Source organism: Agrobacterium sp. 22094 (assembly GCF_052046015.1).
Taxonomy (GTDB): domain Bacteria; phylum Pseudomonadota; class Alphaproteobacteria; order Rhizobiales; family Rhizobiaceae; genus Agrobacterium; species Agrobacterium cavarae.
In genome coordinates this window covers 356,137-373,783 of record NZ_JBQEPX010000004.1, presented here as the reverse complement: position 1 = coordinate 373,783, position 17,647 = coordinate 356,137, and the positions used below count along the sequence as shown (strand labels likewise).

The following is a 17,647-nucleotide window of genomic DNA, read 5'->3' as shown; positions in this document are numbered from 1 at the left end:
ATCACCGATGACAGACATCCCGAACATCGCGCCGCGCAAACCGCTCCTCGACGTCAGGAATCTCGTCACAGAGTTTCCTCTCCGAACCGACGTCTTCAAAGCCGTCAATGATATTTCCTTTACGATTGAACCGGGCAAGACGCTCTGCGTCGTGGGAGAGAGCGGCTCCGGCAAGTCGGTGACGGCGCGCTCCATCCTCCAGATCGTAGATGCTCCCGGTCATATCGCATCAGGATCTGTTCTTCTTAGCCGCGCCGATGGTTCAGTTGTCGATCTTGCCAAGCTTGATCCGCGTGGCAAAGCGATCCGCTCCGTGCGCGGAGCGGATATAGCTATGATCTTTCAAGAGCCGATGTCTTCACTTTCGCCGGTTCACACGGTCGGCGACCAGATCATGGAAGCGCTACGGCTGCACCTGAAGATGAGTAAGGCGGAAGCGCGCGCCGAAGCAATCTCACTGCTGCGGCAAGTTGAAATTCCAAACCCCGAGACGGCCATCGACAAATACGCTTTCCAGTATTCAGGCGGTATGCGCCAGCGAGCTATGATTGCGATGGCACTCGCCTGCAAACCGCGCCTCCTGATCGCCGACGAGCCAACGACTGCTCTCGACGTGACGACCCAAGCCGAAATCCTCGATCTCATCGCTCGGCTACAAAAGGCGAACGGTATGGCGGTGCTGTTCATTACCCATGACATGGGCGTAGTGGCGCAGATCGCCGATGATGTCCTCGTAATGCATCACGGTGTCGTCAAGGAATACGGTCCGGTAGAGCAGATCTTCCACGAGGCGCGCGATCCCTATACCAAAATGCTGATCGGTTCGGTGCTAAAGCTCGAGCAGAAGGCGGAAATACGGCTGAAGCGCCCGCCCCTCGATACCACCGCGCCACCGCTTCTCGAAATACGCGATCTGACGATGCACTTCGGCGCGATGAAGGCCCTGGACGGTGTGTCGATCAAACTGCTGCCTGGCGAGACGCTTGGCATTGTTGGAGAAAGTGGCTCTGGCAAGACGACGATGGGGCGCTCCATCATGAGGCTCTACGACCCGACGTCCGGCGAGATGCTCTATCGGAAGGCAGACGGTCGCATTATCGATCTCGCAAAGATCGAAGGCGAAGAGCTGCAGGCCGCGCGCCGGGAGCTGCGCATGGTGTTCCAGGATCCTTTCGGGTCTCTCAACCCCCGCATGACAGTTGCTCAGATCATCGGCGAACCGCTCCTCGTCAACGGGATAGCTAAAGGCCGCGAGCTGGACGAACGGGTCTGTACGCTGATGGAGCAGGTCGGGCTCGATCCAAACGGTCGCGAGCGCTACCCGCACGCCTTTTCCGGCGGGCAACGCCAGCGCATTGGCATCGCCCGTGCCATCACGCTCAAACCGCGCATCATCGTCGCCGATGAAGCCACTTCTGCGCTCGACGTGTCGGTGCGTTTCCAAGTCCTCGATCTTTTGATGCGTATCCAGGACGAGCTCGGTCTCGCTTACATCTTCATCAGTCATGATATCGGCGTCATTCGCTACATGTGCGACCGGGTCGGCGTCATGTATCGTGGCAGGCTCGTGGAAGTCGGCGACGCTGAGAAGATCTGCAGCGCGCCCGATCACCAATACACGCAGGCACTGCTTTCGGCCATCCCACGTCCCGATCCGAGAGACCGCGATCGTTCGCGGCGGTTCCGGTACACAGAGCCTGCGGTGCACATCGTCCCTCCCCTCGCCGCAACCAAGAATGGGAGCGTGCAACGATGAAAATTGAGGCCAATCGTACCGCTGCCGTGCACGCCCTGCAAATCGCCTGCTCAAAATTGATATCGGGCGGGTGGCCGGCCGTATTAACAACTGCAATGAGGGCAGGTGCAATTGGCTCCTCATCAAGTGAAGACCTCCCTCCCATCCCCACGCAGAAAAGCGCCAAATCCTGCAATACCGGAACCTGCGGCAAGGCTCGACATGCAGACGCGCATTGCATGGATTGAATATTTCAAAGCTTAAGGACGAGACGAAAATGAAAATTGATCGGATGCGGGTGTACGTCACCCGCGACAAGGATAGGCCCCGTGTCATTGTTGCACTCGATACAGATGATGGCCTGACTGGCTGGGGCGAGTGCTACAACCACGGACCTGATCTCGCCTTGCCACCCATCCTCGATTATCTCTACGGCTTCATTGCCGGTCAGGACCCGACGCGGGTAGAGTATCTCTATAATCTCATGCTGCAGCAAAACCGGTTCCCGCCCGGCGCGCTTGGTCTGTCTGCCATTTCGGGCCTCGATCACTGCCTTTGGGATCTCGCGGCCAAGGCCGCGGGTGTGCCAGTCTACAAGCTACTCGGTGGCGAAGTCCGTGACCGGATCAAGGTCTATGCCGGCGTTTATACGGCACCGGATGTCCCGGCAGCCAAGGAAGAACTCGACAGGCTGAACGCCGAGTGGGGGTTTACCGCATTCAAGCTTAGCCCATGGCGGATTGACATGCACAGCCACCGCTGGGGCGAGGTCGTGCGCAGTTCCGCCGAGTATTTCCGCTCGCTGCGCGAAAACGTCAGTTCCGACTACGAAATCGCCTTCGACGCGCATGCGAAGATTTTCGAGCCCGCAGCAGCACGTCAGCTAGGAAACGCGTTGGCACCATACGATCCTCTTTTCTACGAGGAGCCGCTACGTCCCGAAAACATCGAGATGTATGGCGATCTGAAACAGGGGCTGAACTGCACTCTGGCCACTGGCGAAAGCCTTTACAATCGCAACGAGTTCCTTCGCCTTTTGCAGGTCAAGGGCGCCGATCTGATCCAGCCCGATATCTGCGTGGTGGGAGGTATTTCGGAGATGCGCCGTATTGCCACTTTGGCGGAGGCCCATTTCGTCGGTATTGCCCCTCATAACCCCATGGGACCGCTCGCAACCGCCGTTAACGTGCATTTCTCAGCTGCCCAGCAGAACTTCAAGATCCTCGAATATCGTCTTCCGAAGGGACAAGGATACATCTACGGCGGGACCGAGGTTCACAAGCAGGAGGAGACGACACGCTATGTCATCGATCCGTACCTGCCAAAGGACGGATATCTCGAACTCCGCCCCGACCGGCCGGGCTGGGGCGTCGAAATGGATGAACAGGCTATGCAAGAAGACGGCTACATCCACTGGCAGCGGCGCGTTCCCAAGCGTCCGGATGGATCCTATGCCTTTGCCTGATATGGTCGAAATCGCCAGTGGGCCTCTGTTGGCCCGCTTTGCTCCTGGATGGGGCGGTCGTTTGACGCATCTTGTCCATGCTGAACTCGGCGATATTCTTGTTCCAACGCATGAGACGGAGTTCGATCCATGGACCTGGCCGAAGGCTGGAGCTTATCCTCTGTTTCCCTATCACAACAGAGTGGCTGGCGCAGCCTTCTCTCATCTTGGAAGAGATTACACCGTCGTCCCTCACCCGGCGCTCGCAGGCGATGCCATGCATGGCCCCGCCCATCGGCGCGGATGGCGTATCGAGGAGCAAGCGAGCGATCGTGTGACGCTCAGGCTTGATTACCGGACCGATGATGAATGGCCGTTTTCTTTCACCGCGTGGCAGACGTTTACTCTAGACGATCAAGGATTATCCTTAAAGCTGAAGCTTCTGAACCGCGCAGATCATCCTGCTCCGGCGGTTATCGGATGGCATCCTTATATCCAGGCTAGTCTTGACAATAAGGCATATACCGACGCGACTGCCGCCTACGTGCTCGATCGATTGAACATGCCGATCAGCTCTGTTCCGGTTCACCATGACTATGCGACGATCCCGGCCTCGTCCGGCTATACGCTGCACTTTTGCAACTGGAAGAGGGCGGAGTTGCTGCGTGACGAAGCCAAATTAGTGATCTCTGCCGACCCGATTTTCGGTCACATCGCCGTCCATCGAACTGAGCGCTACCTCTGCCTTGAGCCGGTTTCTGCAGCCGCTGGCGTACTAAGATTGCCAGAGAGCGAAAGACAAGCATCAGGCTTCGCCGTGCTCGGACAAGGCGAGCATCTGTCCGGCCGCATCAGAATGTCCATCACCTCTATCAAACACGGAGAGCCCTCATGAAACGTCTTCTGATCACAGGCGGGGCTGGTGCAATCGGCCGAGTTATGCGCAAACGCCTGTCCGGTCTTGCAGACGCGATTCGCCTGGCCGATATCGTTACCTTGACGCCTGAGCACGACCGCGAAGAATGCATTCAGTGCGACCTAGCGGATGCAGCAGCCGTAAACGCCATGGTCGCAGATTGCGACGGCATTCTCCATCTGGGCGGAATTTCCGTGGAACGGCCCTTCGATGAGATACTCCACGCCAACATTATTGGGATGTATAATCTCTACGAGGCCGCCCGGGCACATGGACATCCGCGCATTCTCTTTGCCTCTTCGAACCACACGGTCGGCTTTTATCCGCAAACGCAGAGGCTGGGAGCGGATGAGCCGCTTAGGCCAGACGGGCTCTATGGCGTGTCAAAAGGTTATGGCGAGTTGCTGGCTCGCATGTATTTCGACAAGTTCGGTCAGGAAACAGCATCGGTTCGTATCGGCTCTTGCACGAAAGAACCGGTCGATTATCGGATGCTATCCAGTTGGCTATCCTACGAGGATTTCGCCACCCTTACCGAACGCGTCTTCACTGTCCCAGTGCTCGGCTGCCCCGTCATCTGGGGTGTTTCATCAAATCCTGCTAGCTGGTGGGACAATTCAAACGCCGCCTGGTTGGGCTGGCAGCCACGAGATTCTGCCGAAAACTGGCGCGAAACGATCGAGGCTGAAGGAATTCCATCGGCAAATGATCCACTGGTCACCAGACAAGGTGGTCGCTTCACCGAACTCCCGATCATTACCAATAAGCCGCCAGTCTGAGAAAGAAGAATGACAATCCGAGGCCGGCACCCACTAAGCTCTCAAAAATAGGTCCTTAGCGGCTTGCAGCCAGCCACCCAATTGAGGAGGAACGGTATGTATGTAGGAACACAGCTCGCCGCGCGCGACGATGATGACTACCGCATGTGGGCACAGCTAGGCGTCAAGCACATTTGCGCGGACCCTGATGGTCCGCTGGGCGCATGGAATAGGGACGATCTGAAGCGGCTGCGCGATAAGGTCGAAAGCTTTGGCCTTGAACTGGACATGATCCAGCTTCCGCTCCCATCCAGCCCGATCGAGACAGCCACCTATCCGGACATCCTGCTTGCGGGGCCCAATCGCGATCGGCAAATCGATGCGATTTGCACCCTGATTGAAGACCTCGCAGCCGTCGGCGTCCCCGCCGCCAAGTACAATCTCAACCTTATCGGTATTCCTCGCACGCCAGACGAGGCCGGTCGAGGGGGATCGATGAACGCGTCGTTTCGCTGGGACAAGATTGATCAGAACGCAGCGCCCGGTCTGGCGGGAGCCTTATCAGAGGACGAGAACTGGGAGCGCATCGATTATTTTCTCGAGCGCGTAGTTCCCGTTGCCGAAGCCAACAGGATCCGCCTTGCCTGCCATCCGCACGATCCCTATACCCCCCCAGGCTACAAAGGAGTCACGCGCGTCCTTGGTACTGTTGATGGACTGAAAAAGTTCGTGACCATGCGCGAAAGTCCGTATCACGGCCTGAATTTCTGCCAAGGCACAGTGGGTGAGATGCTGGATAATCCACGCGAAGAAATCGAAGACGTCATACGCTGGTTCGGCGAGCGCGAGAAAATCTTCAATCTGCATTTCCGCAACATCCGCGGTCGCAAGCTTTCTTTCATGGAGACTTTCCCAGACGAGGGCGACATGGACATGGCACGCTCGCTACGCGTCTACAAGGAGGTCGGCTATCAGTACATGATTATGCCGGACCATGTCCCAACGATCAGCGGTCGCGACCCCCAGGGCGTCGCCTTCGCCTTTTGCTACGGCTACACCACAGCCCTGCTTCAGGCACTAGAGACCTACTGACCCCAACATCTACAATCAGGATAATATTATGGACCCGAACGAACTCAAGACGGCTCTGGGCAGCGGACTGCTCTCTTTTCCCGTGACAACATTCAATACCGATTTCTCCTTCGACGAGGACGCCTATCGAGAGCACATCGCCTGGCTTGACGGCTTCGGCGCAGCAGTATTGTTTGCTCCTGGTGGTACCGGCGAGCTGTTCTCCCTAACGCCGTTGGAGGCGGCCTATGTCACAAAGGTCGCCAAGGCCACGTCCGTGAACACCCCGATCGTCGGTGGTGCGGCCTACGGAACTGCCATGGCTGTGGAGATGGCAAAGGCTGCGGAGGCAGCTGGTGCTGACGGCGTCCTGCTTTTGCCCCCTTACCTAATGCTCTGCGAACAGGACGGTCTCGTCGCTCACGTTAAGGCCGTCTGCGACGCAGTTGGCGTTGGGGTCGTCGTCTACAATCGAGACAACATCGTGCTATCAGCGGAAAGCATCGCGCGACTTTGTGATATCTGCCCAAATCTGATCGGTTTCAAAGATGGCTATGGCGAAGTCGACCGGGTAATCGAGATCACGACGATGCTCGGCGATCGGCTGACTTACATCGGCGGAATGCCAACGCACGAACTTTACGCTACGGCATATTTCGCAGCCGGCGTAACAACCTACTCCTCTGCCGTCTTCAACTTCGTGCCGGAGCTCGCTCAGCGTTTCTACAGCGCGCTACGTGCCGGCGAAACCGACATCACCAATCAGATATTGAAGGATTTCTTCTTTCCGCTGACCAAACTGCGCAACCGAAAGAAAGGCTACACCGTATCGATTATTAAAGCAGGTCTACAGGCACGTGGACGCAAGTGCGGACCGGTGAGGCCCCCACTGACCGACCTGACAGCAGAAGAATTCGCGCTCCTCAAACAGATCGTCAAGGCAGCGGCTTGATTGTTCTGCTGCTGAGAAGCACACAGTCAAGTTTGCAATGAAGAGAATGGATCCCGTCTGCGACTGCGACTTCGATTTCGAGGTTGCCGTAGCGGCCCACTAGATCGAAACGGCCCATTGCGTTGTGAAGTGCTACCCGATTTTGGGCCAGCCGGAGCTGGATTTTTTTCGGGGTTTGACGCCGTCATGCCCTCCCTGGCCCCCGCGCGTGCTCCGTGGCGCGAGGCAGGCGGCTAGTCTCCTCGGCGTTACTATCTGCGGCTATTCGTCGGACGCGAAAATCCCGTTATGTTCGCCAGTAACTGGAGCGCTATTGTCCTTCGTCGGTCCCGATAGTAAAAAATCAGCATTAAAACGCAGGAGAACCACAGAGTTGGTGGCGATCAGGCGCCGGCGATAATGTCGAAACGCTTCAGTATAGCGGTGATTTCTGCATCTTGTTCTGCATTGGGAAGAAGCGCAGGCTGACGGCTGGCCCCTACGGACGCATCTTGGACGTAAAGCGCTCGCTTGACCATGGCAGGCGCAAATCCAAGCGCATAAAGGTCTGTGCGAAAGGCGGTGAAGAGAGCCTGCTGGCGCTCCGCCTGGGCAATATCGCCAGTGTTGAAGCCGTTCAAAATGCCCGCCAGCACCTGGGGAATGGCGTTGCCCAAGCCAGAGATGCAGCCCGCTGCACCATTTTGTAGCGACCAGAGCACCAGATGATCGGGACCGGAGTAGACTTCGAAACCGGGTACGTCGCGGGCGACCGCGAGGTAGGCTTCCAGCGTCTCCTTTGCTCCGCCACTGTCCTTGATCCCCGCAATATTGCCATGTGCCGAAAGCGTCCGTGCAGTCTCAGGCTCGATGTGGTTCTGCGTGCGGGCCGGAATGTCATAGAGGTAGATCGGCGTCTTCACCGCATCGGCAACTGTGGAAAAATGCCGGATTAGTCCGTCCTGCGTGCAAGCAATGAAAAAGGGGGTGATGACAGCAATTGCATTGACACCAATGCGGTCGAATTCGCGTGCAAGCTTCAGCGTCTCAAATGTCGCCGGCATACCTGCATTGACGATTACGTCAACCTGACCATTGACTTCATCGACCACTGCCTCGGCAAGCTTGACCTTTTCGTCGAAGGTCAGCGCAGAGAAATCGCCATTGGTGCCGGCACACATGATGTTGTTGCCAGCCTCGACCTGTCGGCGCACCTGCGCGCGCGTGGCCTCGAAATTGATGGTCTCGTCCTCGTTGAAACATGTGACGAGAGCGACGAAGGCCTTTTTCGACATGATGAGATACTCCTCAGAATTATGAATCAGGATGCACGAGCAAGGCGCGCAGCGCGTTGGGCCGTCTGGACATCCGGGTCTGGATCGAGGCCCGCGGCAAGCAGCGCCTGCGTGTAGGGTTGCCGCGGCGTCTCGAAAATCTGCCGCACTGTACCGATTTCGACCACCTCACCCTTTTGCATGACCATGACGTGATCGGCGAAATCACGCACCACTGGCAAATCGTGGGCGATGAAAATGAAGGCAATCCCCATCTGCTTGCGCAGCTTGTCCAAGAGCGCAATGACCTGCGCCTGCACCGATACGTCGAGTGCTGAGACCGCTTCGTCGCAGATAATCAATTGCGGCTCGAGCGCGAGCGCCCGTGCGATAGCGATGCGTTGGCGCTGGCCGCCGGAAAACTGATGCGGATAGCGTCCCATATGTTCGGGCCCAAGGCCCACTTGAGTCAGAAGTTCCGCCACCCTCTCGCGCCATTTCGCTTTTGGCAGGATGTCAGGGTGAATGACCCAGGCCTCCGAGATCAGTTGATAAACCGTCATTCGCGGGTTCAGCGATTGCGTCGGATCCTGAAACACCATCTGTAGATCGCGACGCAGCTTATAGAGTTCAGCAGCTGAGAGAGTGAAGAGGTCCCTGCCCTTCCAGAAAGCTTGACCAGAATCGGGCTCGTCCAGCCTAAGCAGGATGCGCGCAAGTGTAGATTTTCCCGATCCGCTCTCGCCGACGACAGCCATGGTTTCGCCAGCCATAAGATCGAAGGAAACTCCCTTCAGCGCTTCGAAGGCTCCATAGGTCTTGCGGACATTGCGCACCTTCAGTACAGGCTCGCCACCTGAAAGCGGCGCGTGCATTTCGCCCTTGCCAGGTGCCGCGGCAATCAGCTTCTTCGTGTATGCGTGCTGCGGGTTCTTATAGACATCGCGCACCGTCCCGGATTCCACCAGCACGCCTTTTTCCATCACCACCACGCGGTCCGCAATTTCGGCGACCACGCCCAGATCGTGGGTGATGATCAGCACCGCCATGCCGGTTTCCCGTTGAAGCTCCTTGAGAAGAGCCAAAACCTCGGCCTGAACCGTGACATCGAGCGCCGTCGTCGGCTCGTCGGCAATCAGAAGATCCGGGCGCAATGCGAGCGCCATGGCAATCATCACGCGCTGGCGCTGGCCACCGGAAAATTCGTGGGGATATTTGTCGAGTGACGTTTCCGGGCTCGGAATGCCGACACGGCCAAGCAATCGGAGCGCCTCGGCCTTCGCCTTGGCATCATCAGTGCCATGGGTCGTCAGTGCTTCGCGGATTTGCCAGCCGACCGTATAAACCGGGTTCAAGTGGCTCAGCGGATCCTGAAAGATCATCGCAATGCGGCGACCATTGATCTCGCGCCGTTGGGCAGGCGGCATGGTCAGAAGATCCACGCCATCCAGCAGGATCTGGCCGGAGGTAATGCGACCCGGCGGCATGTCAATCAGGTTCATGACGGCAGATGATGACACGGACTTGCCGGAACCGCTCTCGCCAAGGATCGCAAGTGTTTCACCGCGGTCGAGATGGTAGGAGATGTCGCGCACCGCCTTGACCACGCCGTTTACGGTGTGGAACTCGACCGAGAGGTTGCGAACTTCGAGCAGGTGATCAGCCATTCTTGCGGCCCTTCATTTCCAGACGCCAGCGCTGCACAGGGTCAAGCGCGATGCGCAGCCAGTTGGACAGGAGGTTCAGCGACATGGTGGTAAGAATGATCGCCAGTCCCGGCCAGAAGGACAGCCACCACGCATTGGTCAGATACTGCCGTCCTTGGCTAATCATCAGACCCCAGGTAATTTCAGGAGGCTGAATGCCGATGCCGAGGAATGAGAGCGCGCTTTCGGCCAACATCACATAGGCAAAATCAAGCGTGGCGAGCGTCGTCAATGTTGGCAGCACAACCGGCAAAATATGGCGAAAGAGAATGCGCTTGTTGGACGCGCCCATCACGCGTGCCGCCTGCACGAACATGCGCTCGCGGATTTCAAGGACCTCAGCGCGGGTGGTGCGGAGATAGACAGGGATGCGAGTTATCGCCAGAACGAGCATTAGATTGAGGATCGACGATCCCAAGATGTAGAGGACGATAACGGCGATCAAAAGCGACGGGAAGGACATGATCACATCTGCAAGCCGCATGATGACCTGATTGACGCGCGCAGACGAAAAACCTGCAATCAAGCCGAGGGCAGTGCCGATGATCGATGAGATCAAGACCGCACCCGCCGCCACCATCAACGTGTTCTGAGTAGCAACGATGATGCGGGCGAGAAGCGGACGGCCCAGCGCGTCCGCGCCCATCCACCAGACCCATGCCTTTTCGAAGTCGAAGGGTGCGGCGTTGCGACCGCGCAAGTTCTGCTTGGTCGCGACATCGCCAAGCCAGCTTGGACCGATCAAGGCCAGAATGATGATAAACACGAGAAAGATGGCAGCAGCGAGAGCGAATTTGTCCGCCAGGAGCATACGGAACATGCGCTGATAGAAGGGCGGCTCGTGGGCGATATCCGTGGCAGTCGTCATGTCGGTCATCGTCATTCCTCCCTAATGCCGAATGCGCGGATCGAGAAACGCATAAGCAAGATCGATCAGGAGGTTCATGATGAAAATCGCGACCGCCGTCACAAGAATGGCGGCCAAAACGACGTTGAAGTCGCGTTGCAGGATGGAATCGATCATTAGCTTTCCGACTCCGGGAAAACCAAAGATGGTTTCGATGATGACCGCGCCGTTGAGCAAGCTTGCAGCCTGATCGCCCAGCACGGTGATAACCGGCAACATCGCATTGCGCAGCGCATGGATGAAGATGATCGGACCGGATTTGACGCCCTTGGCGCGCGCCGTCTTCACATAGGCGGAAGAGAGCGCCGTTATCATCGAACCGCGCACCACCTGGACGATAATGCCAAAGGGGCGAACAAAAAGCACGCCAATCGGCAGTATCCAGTGCCAGATCGAACCGGTACCGGACGTTGGAAGCCATGTGAGATTGACGGCAAAGACGACGATCGCGACGATCGCCAGCCAGAAATCCGGGACCGAGGCGCCGATCAGCGAGACGATGGACGAAAAGCGGTCGAAGAACCCTCCGACGCGGAAGGCGGCGAAGGAGCCAACGACAATCGCCGCGACCGTGACGAGCGTCATGGTGCTGACCGCAAGCCACAAGGTCCAGACGAAAGCTTCAAGCACGACATCCAGCGCGGGCCGCGCCTTGCGCAGCGAATCCCCAAGGTCGCCAGTCAACACATCGCCGACGTAGCGACCGAATTGAACGAGCAGAGGATCGTTTAGGCCATGCAATTCGCGAAACTGGTTCTTCAACTCGGCAGACGCTTCGACCGGCAGGAAGAGCGCTGCGGGATCGCCCGTCAGGCGGGAAAGGAAGAAGACCATGACGATCAGTCCGATCAACGAGATCAGACTGGCAACAGCCCGTTTTCGAATGAAACTCAGCATGGCATCCTCGGAGAAACCTGTGCGGCGACGTCATCTCGCCGCGCATTGTGCAAACGAGACGGCGGCTTCGGCCGCCATCTCTGACTGATGAGGTCTTACTTGATCTTGATCTCGGAAAGCTGCAGCATCGAGTTCGTTGCAATCGTCGGCTTGAAGTCGAGACGTTCGGACACCCGGGCAAATCCTACCATGTGGAATAGCAACACGTCGGCCACCACATCATCATGCAGGTAGGCGATCAGTTCCGACCACAACTTGGCGCGCTCATCGCCGACAGCCGCCGAAGCACGCTTGATCAGATCATCGACCTTCGGGTCGGAGAAGCCGGACTGCGTGCCTTCAGAAGCATATTTGAAGAACATCGAGAAGGAGGGGTCACCCTTGGAATTGTCGTGCATGGCAGCGACGATCTGCGGACCGCGATCCTTGGCAAATGGCTTCGAATAATAGCGTTCGTGCTCTGCAACCTCCACGAACTTCAGATCGACCTTGAACCCGACATCCTGCAGCTGTTGCTGAATGGCTTCCATGATTTCGGTAACGTTCGGGAAGTTTGCCGAGCGCGCGATAACGGTGATCGGCGTATCGACCTTCACGCCATCTGCCTTGGCCTGTTCAAGCAGCTTCTTGGCACCGTCGGGATCGAACGGAAAGACCTTCACATCCTTGTTCCAGCCGAGTGTCGTTGGCGGCACGATCGCGGTCGCCAGCACGGCGCTTTCCGGCACCAACGTGCCAAGGAAAGCCTGGCGGTCGATTGCAAGGTTCAGCGCGCGGCGTACACGAACGTCGTTGAGCGGGGCGATATTGTGGTCGAGGCGCAGATAGACCGTTTCACTGTCGAGATAGGAGAAGTCGGTCTTCGGGTTCGTCGCGTCGAGCTGCGAGATAGACGGCGAAAGGTCAGCTTCGCCGGCCTGAACCATCGCGGCACGAACGGCAGGGTCTGCGCGGAACAGATAGGTCGCTTGCGTCACTTCAGGCTTGGTTCCCCAATAGTCGTCGCGGCCGCTCAGAACGATCTGCTGGCCTGGCGTCCAGTTGGTGAGCTTGTAGGGGCCGGTACCAACCGGCTCGCGGATGAATTCGAGTGGCGTCTCTTCCGGAACAATCGTTACCAACGTCATCAAAAGCGGGAGGATCGGCTGGACCGGATCGGCCTTGAAATCGATGGTGTAATCATCGACGATCGACGGCGTGACCTTCATCCCACCGAAATAACGGCGGGACTCACAAGCGTTTTTATCGCTCATGATACGGTCAAAGCTGTGCTTGACATCCTTGGCATCGAAGCCTGAACCATCGGAGAACTTGACACCCTGGCGAAGATGGAAGCGCCAGCTGCCATCCGCGTTCTGCTCCCACCTTTCCGCCAGGCGCGGCATGACGCCCTTGTTGGAACGCACATCCAGTTCAGTCAGCGTTTCGCTGACATTTTCCATGATGATGCGACCGATATTCGATCGGGTGGCCATGCACGGTTCAAGCAGGTCCGCCTCTTCGGCCAGCACCACCTTGATTGGACCGGAGCCCGCATAGGCTGGCGTAAATGCGCTCGTCATAATCGTGCCAAGTGCCAGAGCACAGGAAATGGCAGTCCTTTTCATCTTTGTTCTCCTCCCAGATGAAGTCCATGCATGACAGGCCGGAGCCTGAACGAGCGAGCGGCAACCGTCGCCCGGATATTTGAATGGCCAGGATGTAGAGGCCAGCCTTCTTTGACGACCTCACTCCAGCGTGGCGCAGAGCATCCACGCTGACGTACATCTTGTCAAATGAAATCATAATGTAAAAATGTAAATGGAAAAATTAATTATTTTTGTTGTTTAATTTCATATAGATATAAAATTACATCAGCGAAATCTACATCTTTTTCGACATAAATAAACTTGACAACTTAAGAAATTTCATCGATCTCGGACAGCGAGAGGAGCCTATTATGACCCCAGACGAGATAGCGCGGCGAATGACTGGTGCGCTGACGCAAACCATTGACGGACGCAGCGAAGCCTTTCTTCCATCGCCCATGATCCAGAACCACGCTGCTTTCCTGCATCGCCAGGCAGACGGCTCGTTGATCTGCGCCTGGTTCGGCGGCTCTCTTGAGGGCAAATCCGACATCTCGATCTACGCATCCGTCCTGAGGAAGAACGCCTCCACCTGGGGTCCAGCACAAAGATTGAGCTTTGACCCCGATCACTCAGAACAGAACCCCGTCCTGTTTCAGGCGCCTGACGGACGGCTGATTCTTTTCCACACCTCACAGCCCTCAGGCAATCAGGACGAATGCCGTATTCGCATGGCCGAGCTTGTGATTGACCCTGCTGATCCGACACGGCTTTTCTCTTCGGAAGGCCAATATCTTGACCTTCCCCGTGGATGCTTTGTGCGCGCACCACTTGTGATCAGACGCGATGGCGCGTGGCTGCTTCCGATCTTTCGTTGCGTTCAGCGTCCCGACCAAAAATGGAATGGCAGTCATGATACCGCTGCCATCGGCGTCAGCCAGGACAACGGCCAGACATGGCGCCTGGAAGAGTTGTCGCAATCGACCGGCTGCGTTCACATGTCGCCGGTGTCGATCGGCAACAGCGCGTCTGCCGCCTTCTTCCGCCGACGCCAGGCTGATTTCGTTTTCCGCACTGAAAGCACCGATGAAGGCCGTAGCTGGACTGTGCCGGCGCCCACCGACCTGCCCAACAACAACTCCTCGATCGCAGCAATCACGCTTTCGGATGGACGGATCGCGTTGATCTGTAACCCCGTCAATCACGAGGCGTCGAGCGATCGCCGGGCTTCGCTTTACGACGAACTCGGGGAAGACGACGGGAGACCGGACGCGGACCCGACAGGTGGCATCGTTCCGGTCTGGGGCGTTCCTCGCGCGCCGGTCAGCGTGTGCCTCTCGACCGATGGCGGCAAGACCTTCCCCCAGCGCATCCTGATAGAGGACGGCGCCGGCACCTGCCTGTCGAACGACTCCATTGATGGACGCAACTTGGAAATGTCCTATCCGTGGCTCTTGCCGGATCCGGATGGAAGCCTGCACATCGCCTACACCTATCATCGACGCGCGATCAAATATGTCCACCTGCCCGCAGGCTGGGACCGCACCGGCACAGGAGACTGACATGAGCGACATTATTGGCATCACCATGGGCGACCCCTGCGGAGTGGGTCCTGAGATTTCGGTCCGAGCCTTGGCAGAGATGTCGGCGCAAGATCGCGCAGCCACACGTATTTACGGCAATCTCGCCACACTTGAAGCCGCACGCAAGGCACTGGGCCTTTCCATCGACTTGACCCCGCATGTGATCGATATCGATGTAGAGGGCGCGCCTCTTCCCTGGGGTAAACTCAGTCCAGCGGCAGGCGACGCCGCTTTCCGCTTCATCGAAAAGGCCGTCCGCGATGCGGAAGCCGGTTCGATTGGCTGCATCGTCACGGCTCCGATCAACAAGGAGGCGCTCAACGCTGCAGGTCATCACTACGATGGCCACACAGGCATGTTGCGCAGCCTGACTGGCTCCAGTGCGGCCTATATGTTGCTCGCTTCCGAGCGCCTGAAAGTAATCCATGTTTCCACCCATGTTTCGCTGCAGGAGGCGATCCGCCGCTCGACGACGGAACGCGTGCTTGCCACCATTCGGGCCGGCGACAAACACCTCAAGCGCATCGGTTATGAAAGCCCCCGCATTGCAGTGGCCGGGATCAACCCGCATTGCGGAGAGAACGGCCTCTTCGGGACCGAAGACGACGACCAGATCGCGCCAGCAGTTGCTGCGGCCAGGACCGAAGGCATCAATGTCGAAGGGCCGATTTCCGCAGATACCGTCTTTCATCGCGCCTATTCCGGCGCCTTCGATCTGGTGGTCGCACAATATCACGACCAGGGTCACATCCCGATCAAGCTTGTGGCCTTCGACACGGCGGTCAACGTTTCCGTCGAACTGCCAATCGATCGCACATCGGTTGACCACGGCACCGCCTTCGACATTGCCGGCAAGGGTATCGCCAATCACGGCAACATGAACTCCGCCATCGCCTATGCCCGCAAGCTGGTTGCTGGCCGAGCCCATCAAGGATAACGCCGATGACAGTTTCCATCACTCTTCACCAGCCACGGCGCCTGCTGGTTGGCGCGGGTACGACTGGGCAAGTCGGCGGGCTCGTCGGCGATGCTCAAGCAACACTCGTGATTGCGACGGCCATCACCGCCGGCTTTATCGATCGTCTACAATTGCGTGGGAAAGTCGAAATCTTCGACGCGATCCCGGGCGAACCCGAGGTGGCAACGCTTGAGGCTGCGATTGCGATTGCGCGCAAGGTCAAGCCGAATGTGGTCATCGGGCTCGGAGGCGGATCCGTCCTTGACGTGGCAAAGCTGGTTGCAGCGTTGTGGGACAGCGAGCAGACGCTTACAGATGTGGCGGGTCCAAACCGCGTCGCCGCCCGAAACACACAGCTCGTCCAAATCGCCACCACGGCGGGCACAGGATCGGAAGCAGGAATTCGTTCGCTGATCACCGATCCGGTCAAAGGCGCAAAGATCGCGGTCGAAAGCCCGCATATGATTGCCGACATCGCGGTTCTGGATCCTGAACTCACCTTCAGCGTGCCGCCAGCCGTGACGGCAGCAACGGGCGTGGACGCCATGGCGCATTGCGTGGAAGCGTTTACCAACAAGCGCGCTCACCCAATGATAGACGGCTTTGCGCGCATGGGCTTTCGCCTCGTTGGAAAATACCTTGCACGCGCCGTCAAGGATGGTTCCGACACTGAAGCTCGCGAAGCCATGATGCTTGCTTCCTACTACGGCGGCATCTGCCTCGGCCCGGTCAATACTGCCGCAGGACATGCCATCGCCTACCCGCTCGGCACTCGGCTTGGCCTTCCCCACGGACTTGCCAATGCCATCGTCTTTCCACACGTGCTCGCCTTCAACCAGCCCGTCGTTCGCGACAAAACGGCAGAAGTGGCAGAGGCCCTCGGTTTCGTAGCAAGTTCGCCGGAAGCAATCTTGGAGAATGGACGGCGCTTCTGCACCGATCTCAACATCGAGATGCAGCTTTCACGTCACGGCGCCAAGGACGACGCTCTCGCCGCTTACGCGACCGAAGCACACTCCAATCGCCGTCTGATGGACAACAATCCGGCTGACATGAGCGTTGACGACGTTCTTTCGATCTACAAAGCGGCCTACTAAAAAATATATTTACTGAAGAAAAAGGGGCTTTGCGAGCCCCTTTTTTATTTCTCGCGATAGCCCCGACCGTTTCAGTCATCCCTCCGCCAACGCTGCGAGAGACGCGCTCGTTTGAAACAAACGAGCCCTCGACCCGGTCAGATGCATGTGCATCAGCTCTTTTGCCTTCGCGCCTTCACCCGTCGCGATAGCATTGGCAATCGCCTCATGTTCAGCAAACACGCGAGAAAGGCCGGCATTGTCGCGTTTGACCGATACGCCATGAAAACGCATGCCGACAGCGATATGGTCTTTCAGTGCTTCCATCGCAGTCGAGAAATATGTGTTGTTCGCGGCCCGCGCGATAGCAAGGTGGAACTGGAAATCAGCGTCCTCCCGGTGGGCCTGACGATTGGTAGCGTCACGCATCAGTTCAAGGGCCTCGCGGATCGCGCCGAGCGTTGCTGGCGTGTGACGTGTCGCAGCGGCTTCCGCAGCTGCCGGCTCGAGCGTCAGACGAAACTCGTAGCAGCTCAAGAGATCGGCGACATTTTCGAGCTGCCCGAAGCCGAGCGGTTGTTTCATGCCAACAGAGCGAACGAAGCTTCCTGCACCACGGCGCGAGTAAATCAACCCTTGATCCCGTAGACGCCGCAGCGCCTCGCGTACAATCGGGCGCGATACCTCGAATTCGATCGCCAGATCGTGCTCTGTCGGCAACCTCTCGTCTGGTTGGTAAGAGCCGGACTTGATCGCTCTATGCATACGCTCAAAGACAAGGTCCGCGAGGCTTTTGCGCGCCGTTCCGCTTTGCAGTCCCATT

Annotated in this window: 15 protein-coding genes; 9 read left to right on the top strand and 6 right to left on the bottom strand. The window is 57.7% G+C overall.

The annotated features are described in order from the left end of the window. The first annotated feature begins 7 nt into the window (after nucleotides 1-7). The 6 genes from ACTJK5_RS18650 to kdgD all read left to right on the top strand — a co-directional run bounded on the left by ACTJK5_RS18650 (nucleotide 8) and on the right by kdgD (nucleotide 6,876). A complete protein-coding gene (locus ACTJK5_RS18650; protein ID WP_162693947.1) occupies nucleotides 8-1,756 on the top strand; it encodes an ABC transporter ATP-binding protein in 1,749 nt (582 codons plus the stop codon). 256 nt (nucleotides 1,757-2,012) lie between these two features. Continuing rightward, nucleotides 2,013-3,200, top strand: coding sequence for a galactarate dehydratase (locus ACTJK5_RS18645; protein ID WP_062426897.1), 1,188 nt, complete (start codon nucleotides 2,013-2,015; stop codon nucleotides 3,198-3,200). Between the two features lies 1 nt (nucleotide 3,201). Further along, nucleotides 3,202-4,074: an aldose epimerase family protein gene (locus ACTJK5_RS18640; RefSeq protein WP_309574513.1), complete on the top strand. Its 873-nt coding sequence runs from the start codon at nucleotides 3,202-3,204 to the stop codon at nucleotides 4,072-4,074. Continuing rightward, nucleotides 4,071-4,874: an NAD-dependent epimerase/dehydratase family protein gene (locus ACTJK5_RS18635; RefSeq protein ID WP_111849092.1), complete on the top strand. Its 804-nt coding sequence runs from the start codon at nucleotides 4,071-4,073 to the stop codon at nucleotides 4,872-4,874. Before ACTJK5_RS18640 ends, ACTJK5_RS18635 begins: the two co-directional genes overlap by 4 nt. Nucleotides 4,875-4,970: 96 nt before the next feature. Continuing rightward, a complete protein-coding gene (locus tag ACTJK5_RS18630; RefSeq protein WP_111849090.1) occupies nucleotides 4,971-5,945 on the top strand; it encodes a mannonate dehydratase in 975 nt (324 codons plus the stop codon). A 25-nt stretch (nucleotides 5,946-5,970) separates the two neighbouring features. Further along, nucleotides 5,971-6,876, top strand: a complete 906-nt coding sequence (gene kdgD, locus ACTJK5_RS18625) for a 5-dehydro-4-deoxyglucarate dehydratase (protein ID WP_207770930.1) — start codon at nucleotides 5,971-5,973, stop codon at nucleotides 6,874-6,876. 383 nt (nucleotides 6,877-7,259) lie between these two features. On the opposite strand, the gene ACTJK5_RS18620 is transcribed toward kdgD, so the two are convergent. From ACTJK5_RS18620 to ACTJK5_RS18600, 5 genes are all read right to left on the bottom strand, one after another. Then, nucleotides 7,260-8,150 (bottom strand): dihydrodipicolinate synthase family protein, encoded by an 891-nt coding sequence (locus tag ACTJK5_RS18620; protein ID WP_440612979.1) that lies wholly within the window; start codon nucleotides 8,148-8,150, stop codon nucleotides 7,260-7,262. Between the two features lie 26 nt (nucleotides 8,151-8,176). Next, nucleotides 8,177-9,796 carry an ABC transporter ATP-binding protein gene (locus ACTJK5_RS18615; protein WP_112520290.1) on the bottom strand — a complete coding sequence of 540 codons (1,620 nt, stop codon included), beginning with the start codon at nucleotides 9,794-9,796 and terminating at the stop codon, nucleotides 8,177-8,179. Beyond that, on the bottom strand, nucleotides 9,789-10,712 hold the full coding sequence (locus tag ACTJK5_RS18610) for an ABC transporter permease (RefSeq protein WP_112520291.1): 924 nt from the start codon (nucleotides 10,710-10,712) through the stop codon (nucleotides 9,789-9,791). Before ACTJK5_RS18610 ends, ACTJK5_RS18615 begins: the two co-directional genes overlap by 8 nt. 12 nt (nucleotides 10,713-10,724) lie before the next feature. Next, nucleotides 10,725-11,639, bottom strand: a complete 915-nt coding sequence (locus ACTJK5_RS18605) for an ABC transporter permease (RefSeq protein ID WP_112520292.1) — start codon at nucleotides 11,637-11,639, stop codon at nucleotides 10,725-10,727. Nucleotides 11,640-11,734: 95 nt separating this feature from the next. Continuing rightward, nucleotides 11,735-13,246 (bottom strand): ABC transporter substrate-binding protein, encoded by a 1,512-nt coding sequence (locus tag ACTJK5_RS18600; RefSeq protein WP_112520293.1) that lies wholly within the window; start codon nucleotides 13,244-13,246, stop codon nucleotides 11,735-11,737. Nucleotides 13,247-13,578: 332 nt separating this feature from the next. Here ACTJK5_RS18600 and ACTJK5_RS18595 point away from each other — a divergent pair, with 332 nt between their 5' ends. From ACTJK5_RS18595 to ACTJK5_RS18585, 3 genes are read left to right on the top strand one after another with little or no spacing between them, the layout of a single operon-like run. After that, entirely contained in the window at nucleotides 13,579-14,769 is a 1,191-nt protein-coding gene (locus ACTJK5_RS18595) for an exo-alpha-sialidase (RefSeq protein WP_153312457.1), read from the top strand. Nucleotide 14,770: 1 nt separating this feature from the next. After that, nucleotides 14,771-15,727, top strand: a complete 957-nt coding sequence (gene pdxA, locus ACTJK5_RS18590; RefSeq protein ID WP_062442711.1) for a 4-hydroxythreonine-4-phosphate dehydrogenase PdxA — start codon at nucleotides 14,771-14,773, stop codon at nucleotides 15,725-15,727. Between the two features lie 5 nt (nucleotides 15,728-15,732). Then, on the top strand, nucleotides 15,733-16,845 hold the full coding sequence (locus tag ACTJK5_RS18585; RefSeq protein ID WP_062600730.1) for an iron-containing alcohol dehydrogenase: 1,113 nt from the start codon (nucleotides 15,733-15,735) through the stop codon (nucleotides 16,843-16,845). A gap of 75 nt (nucleotides 16,846-16,920) precedes the next feature. Here the strand turns inward: ACTJK5_RS18585 and ACTJK5_RS18580 are convergent, their stop codons facing one another. After that, nucleotides 16,921-17,646: a FadR/GntR family transcriptional regulator gene (locus ACTJK5_RS18580; protein WP_062600731.1), complete on the bottom strand. Its 726-nt coding sequence runs from the start codon at nucleotides 17,644-17,646 to the stop codon at nucleotides 16,921-16,923. Between the last annotated feature and the right edge of the window lies 1 nt (nucleotide 17,647).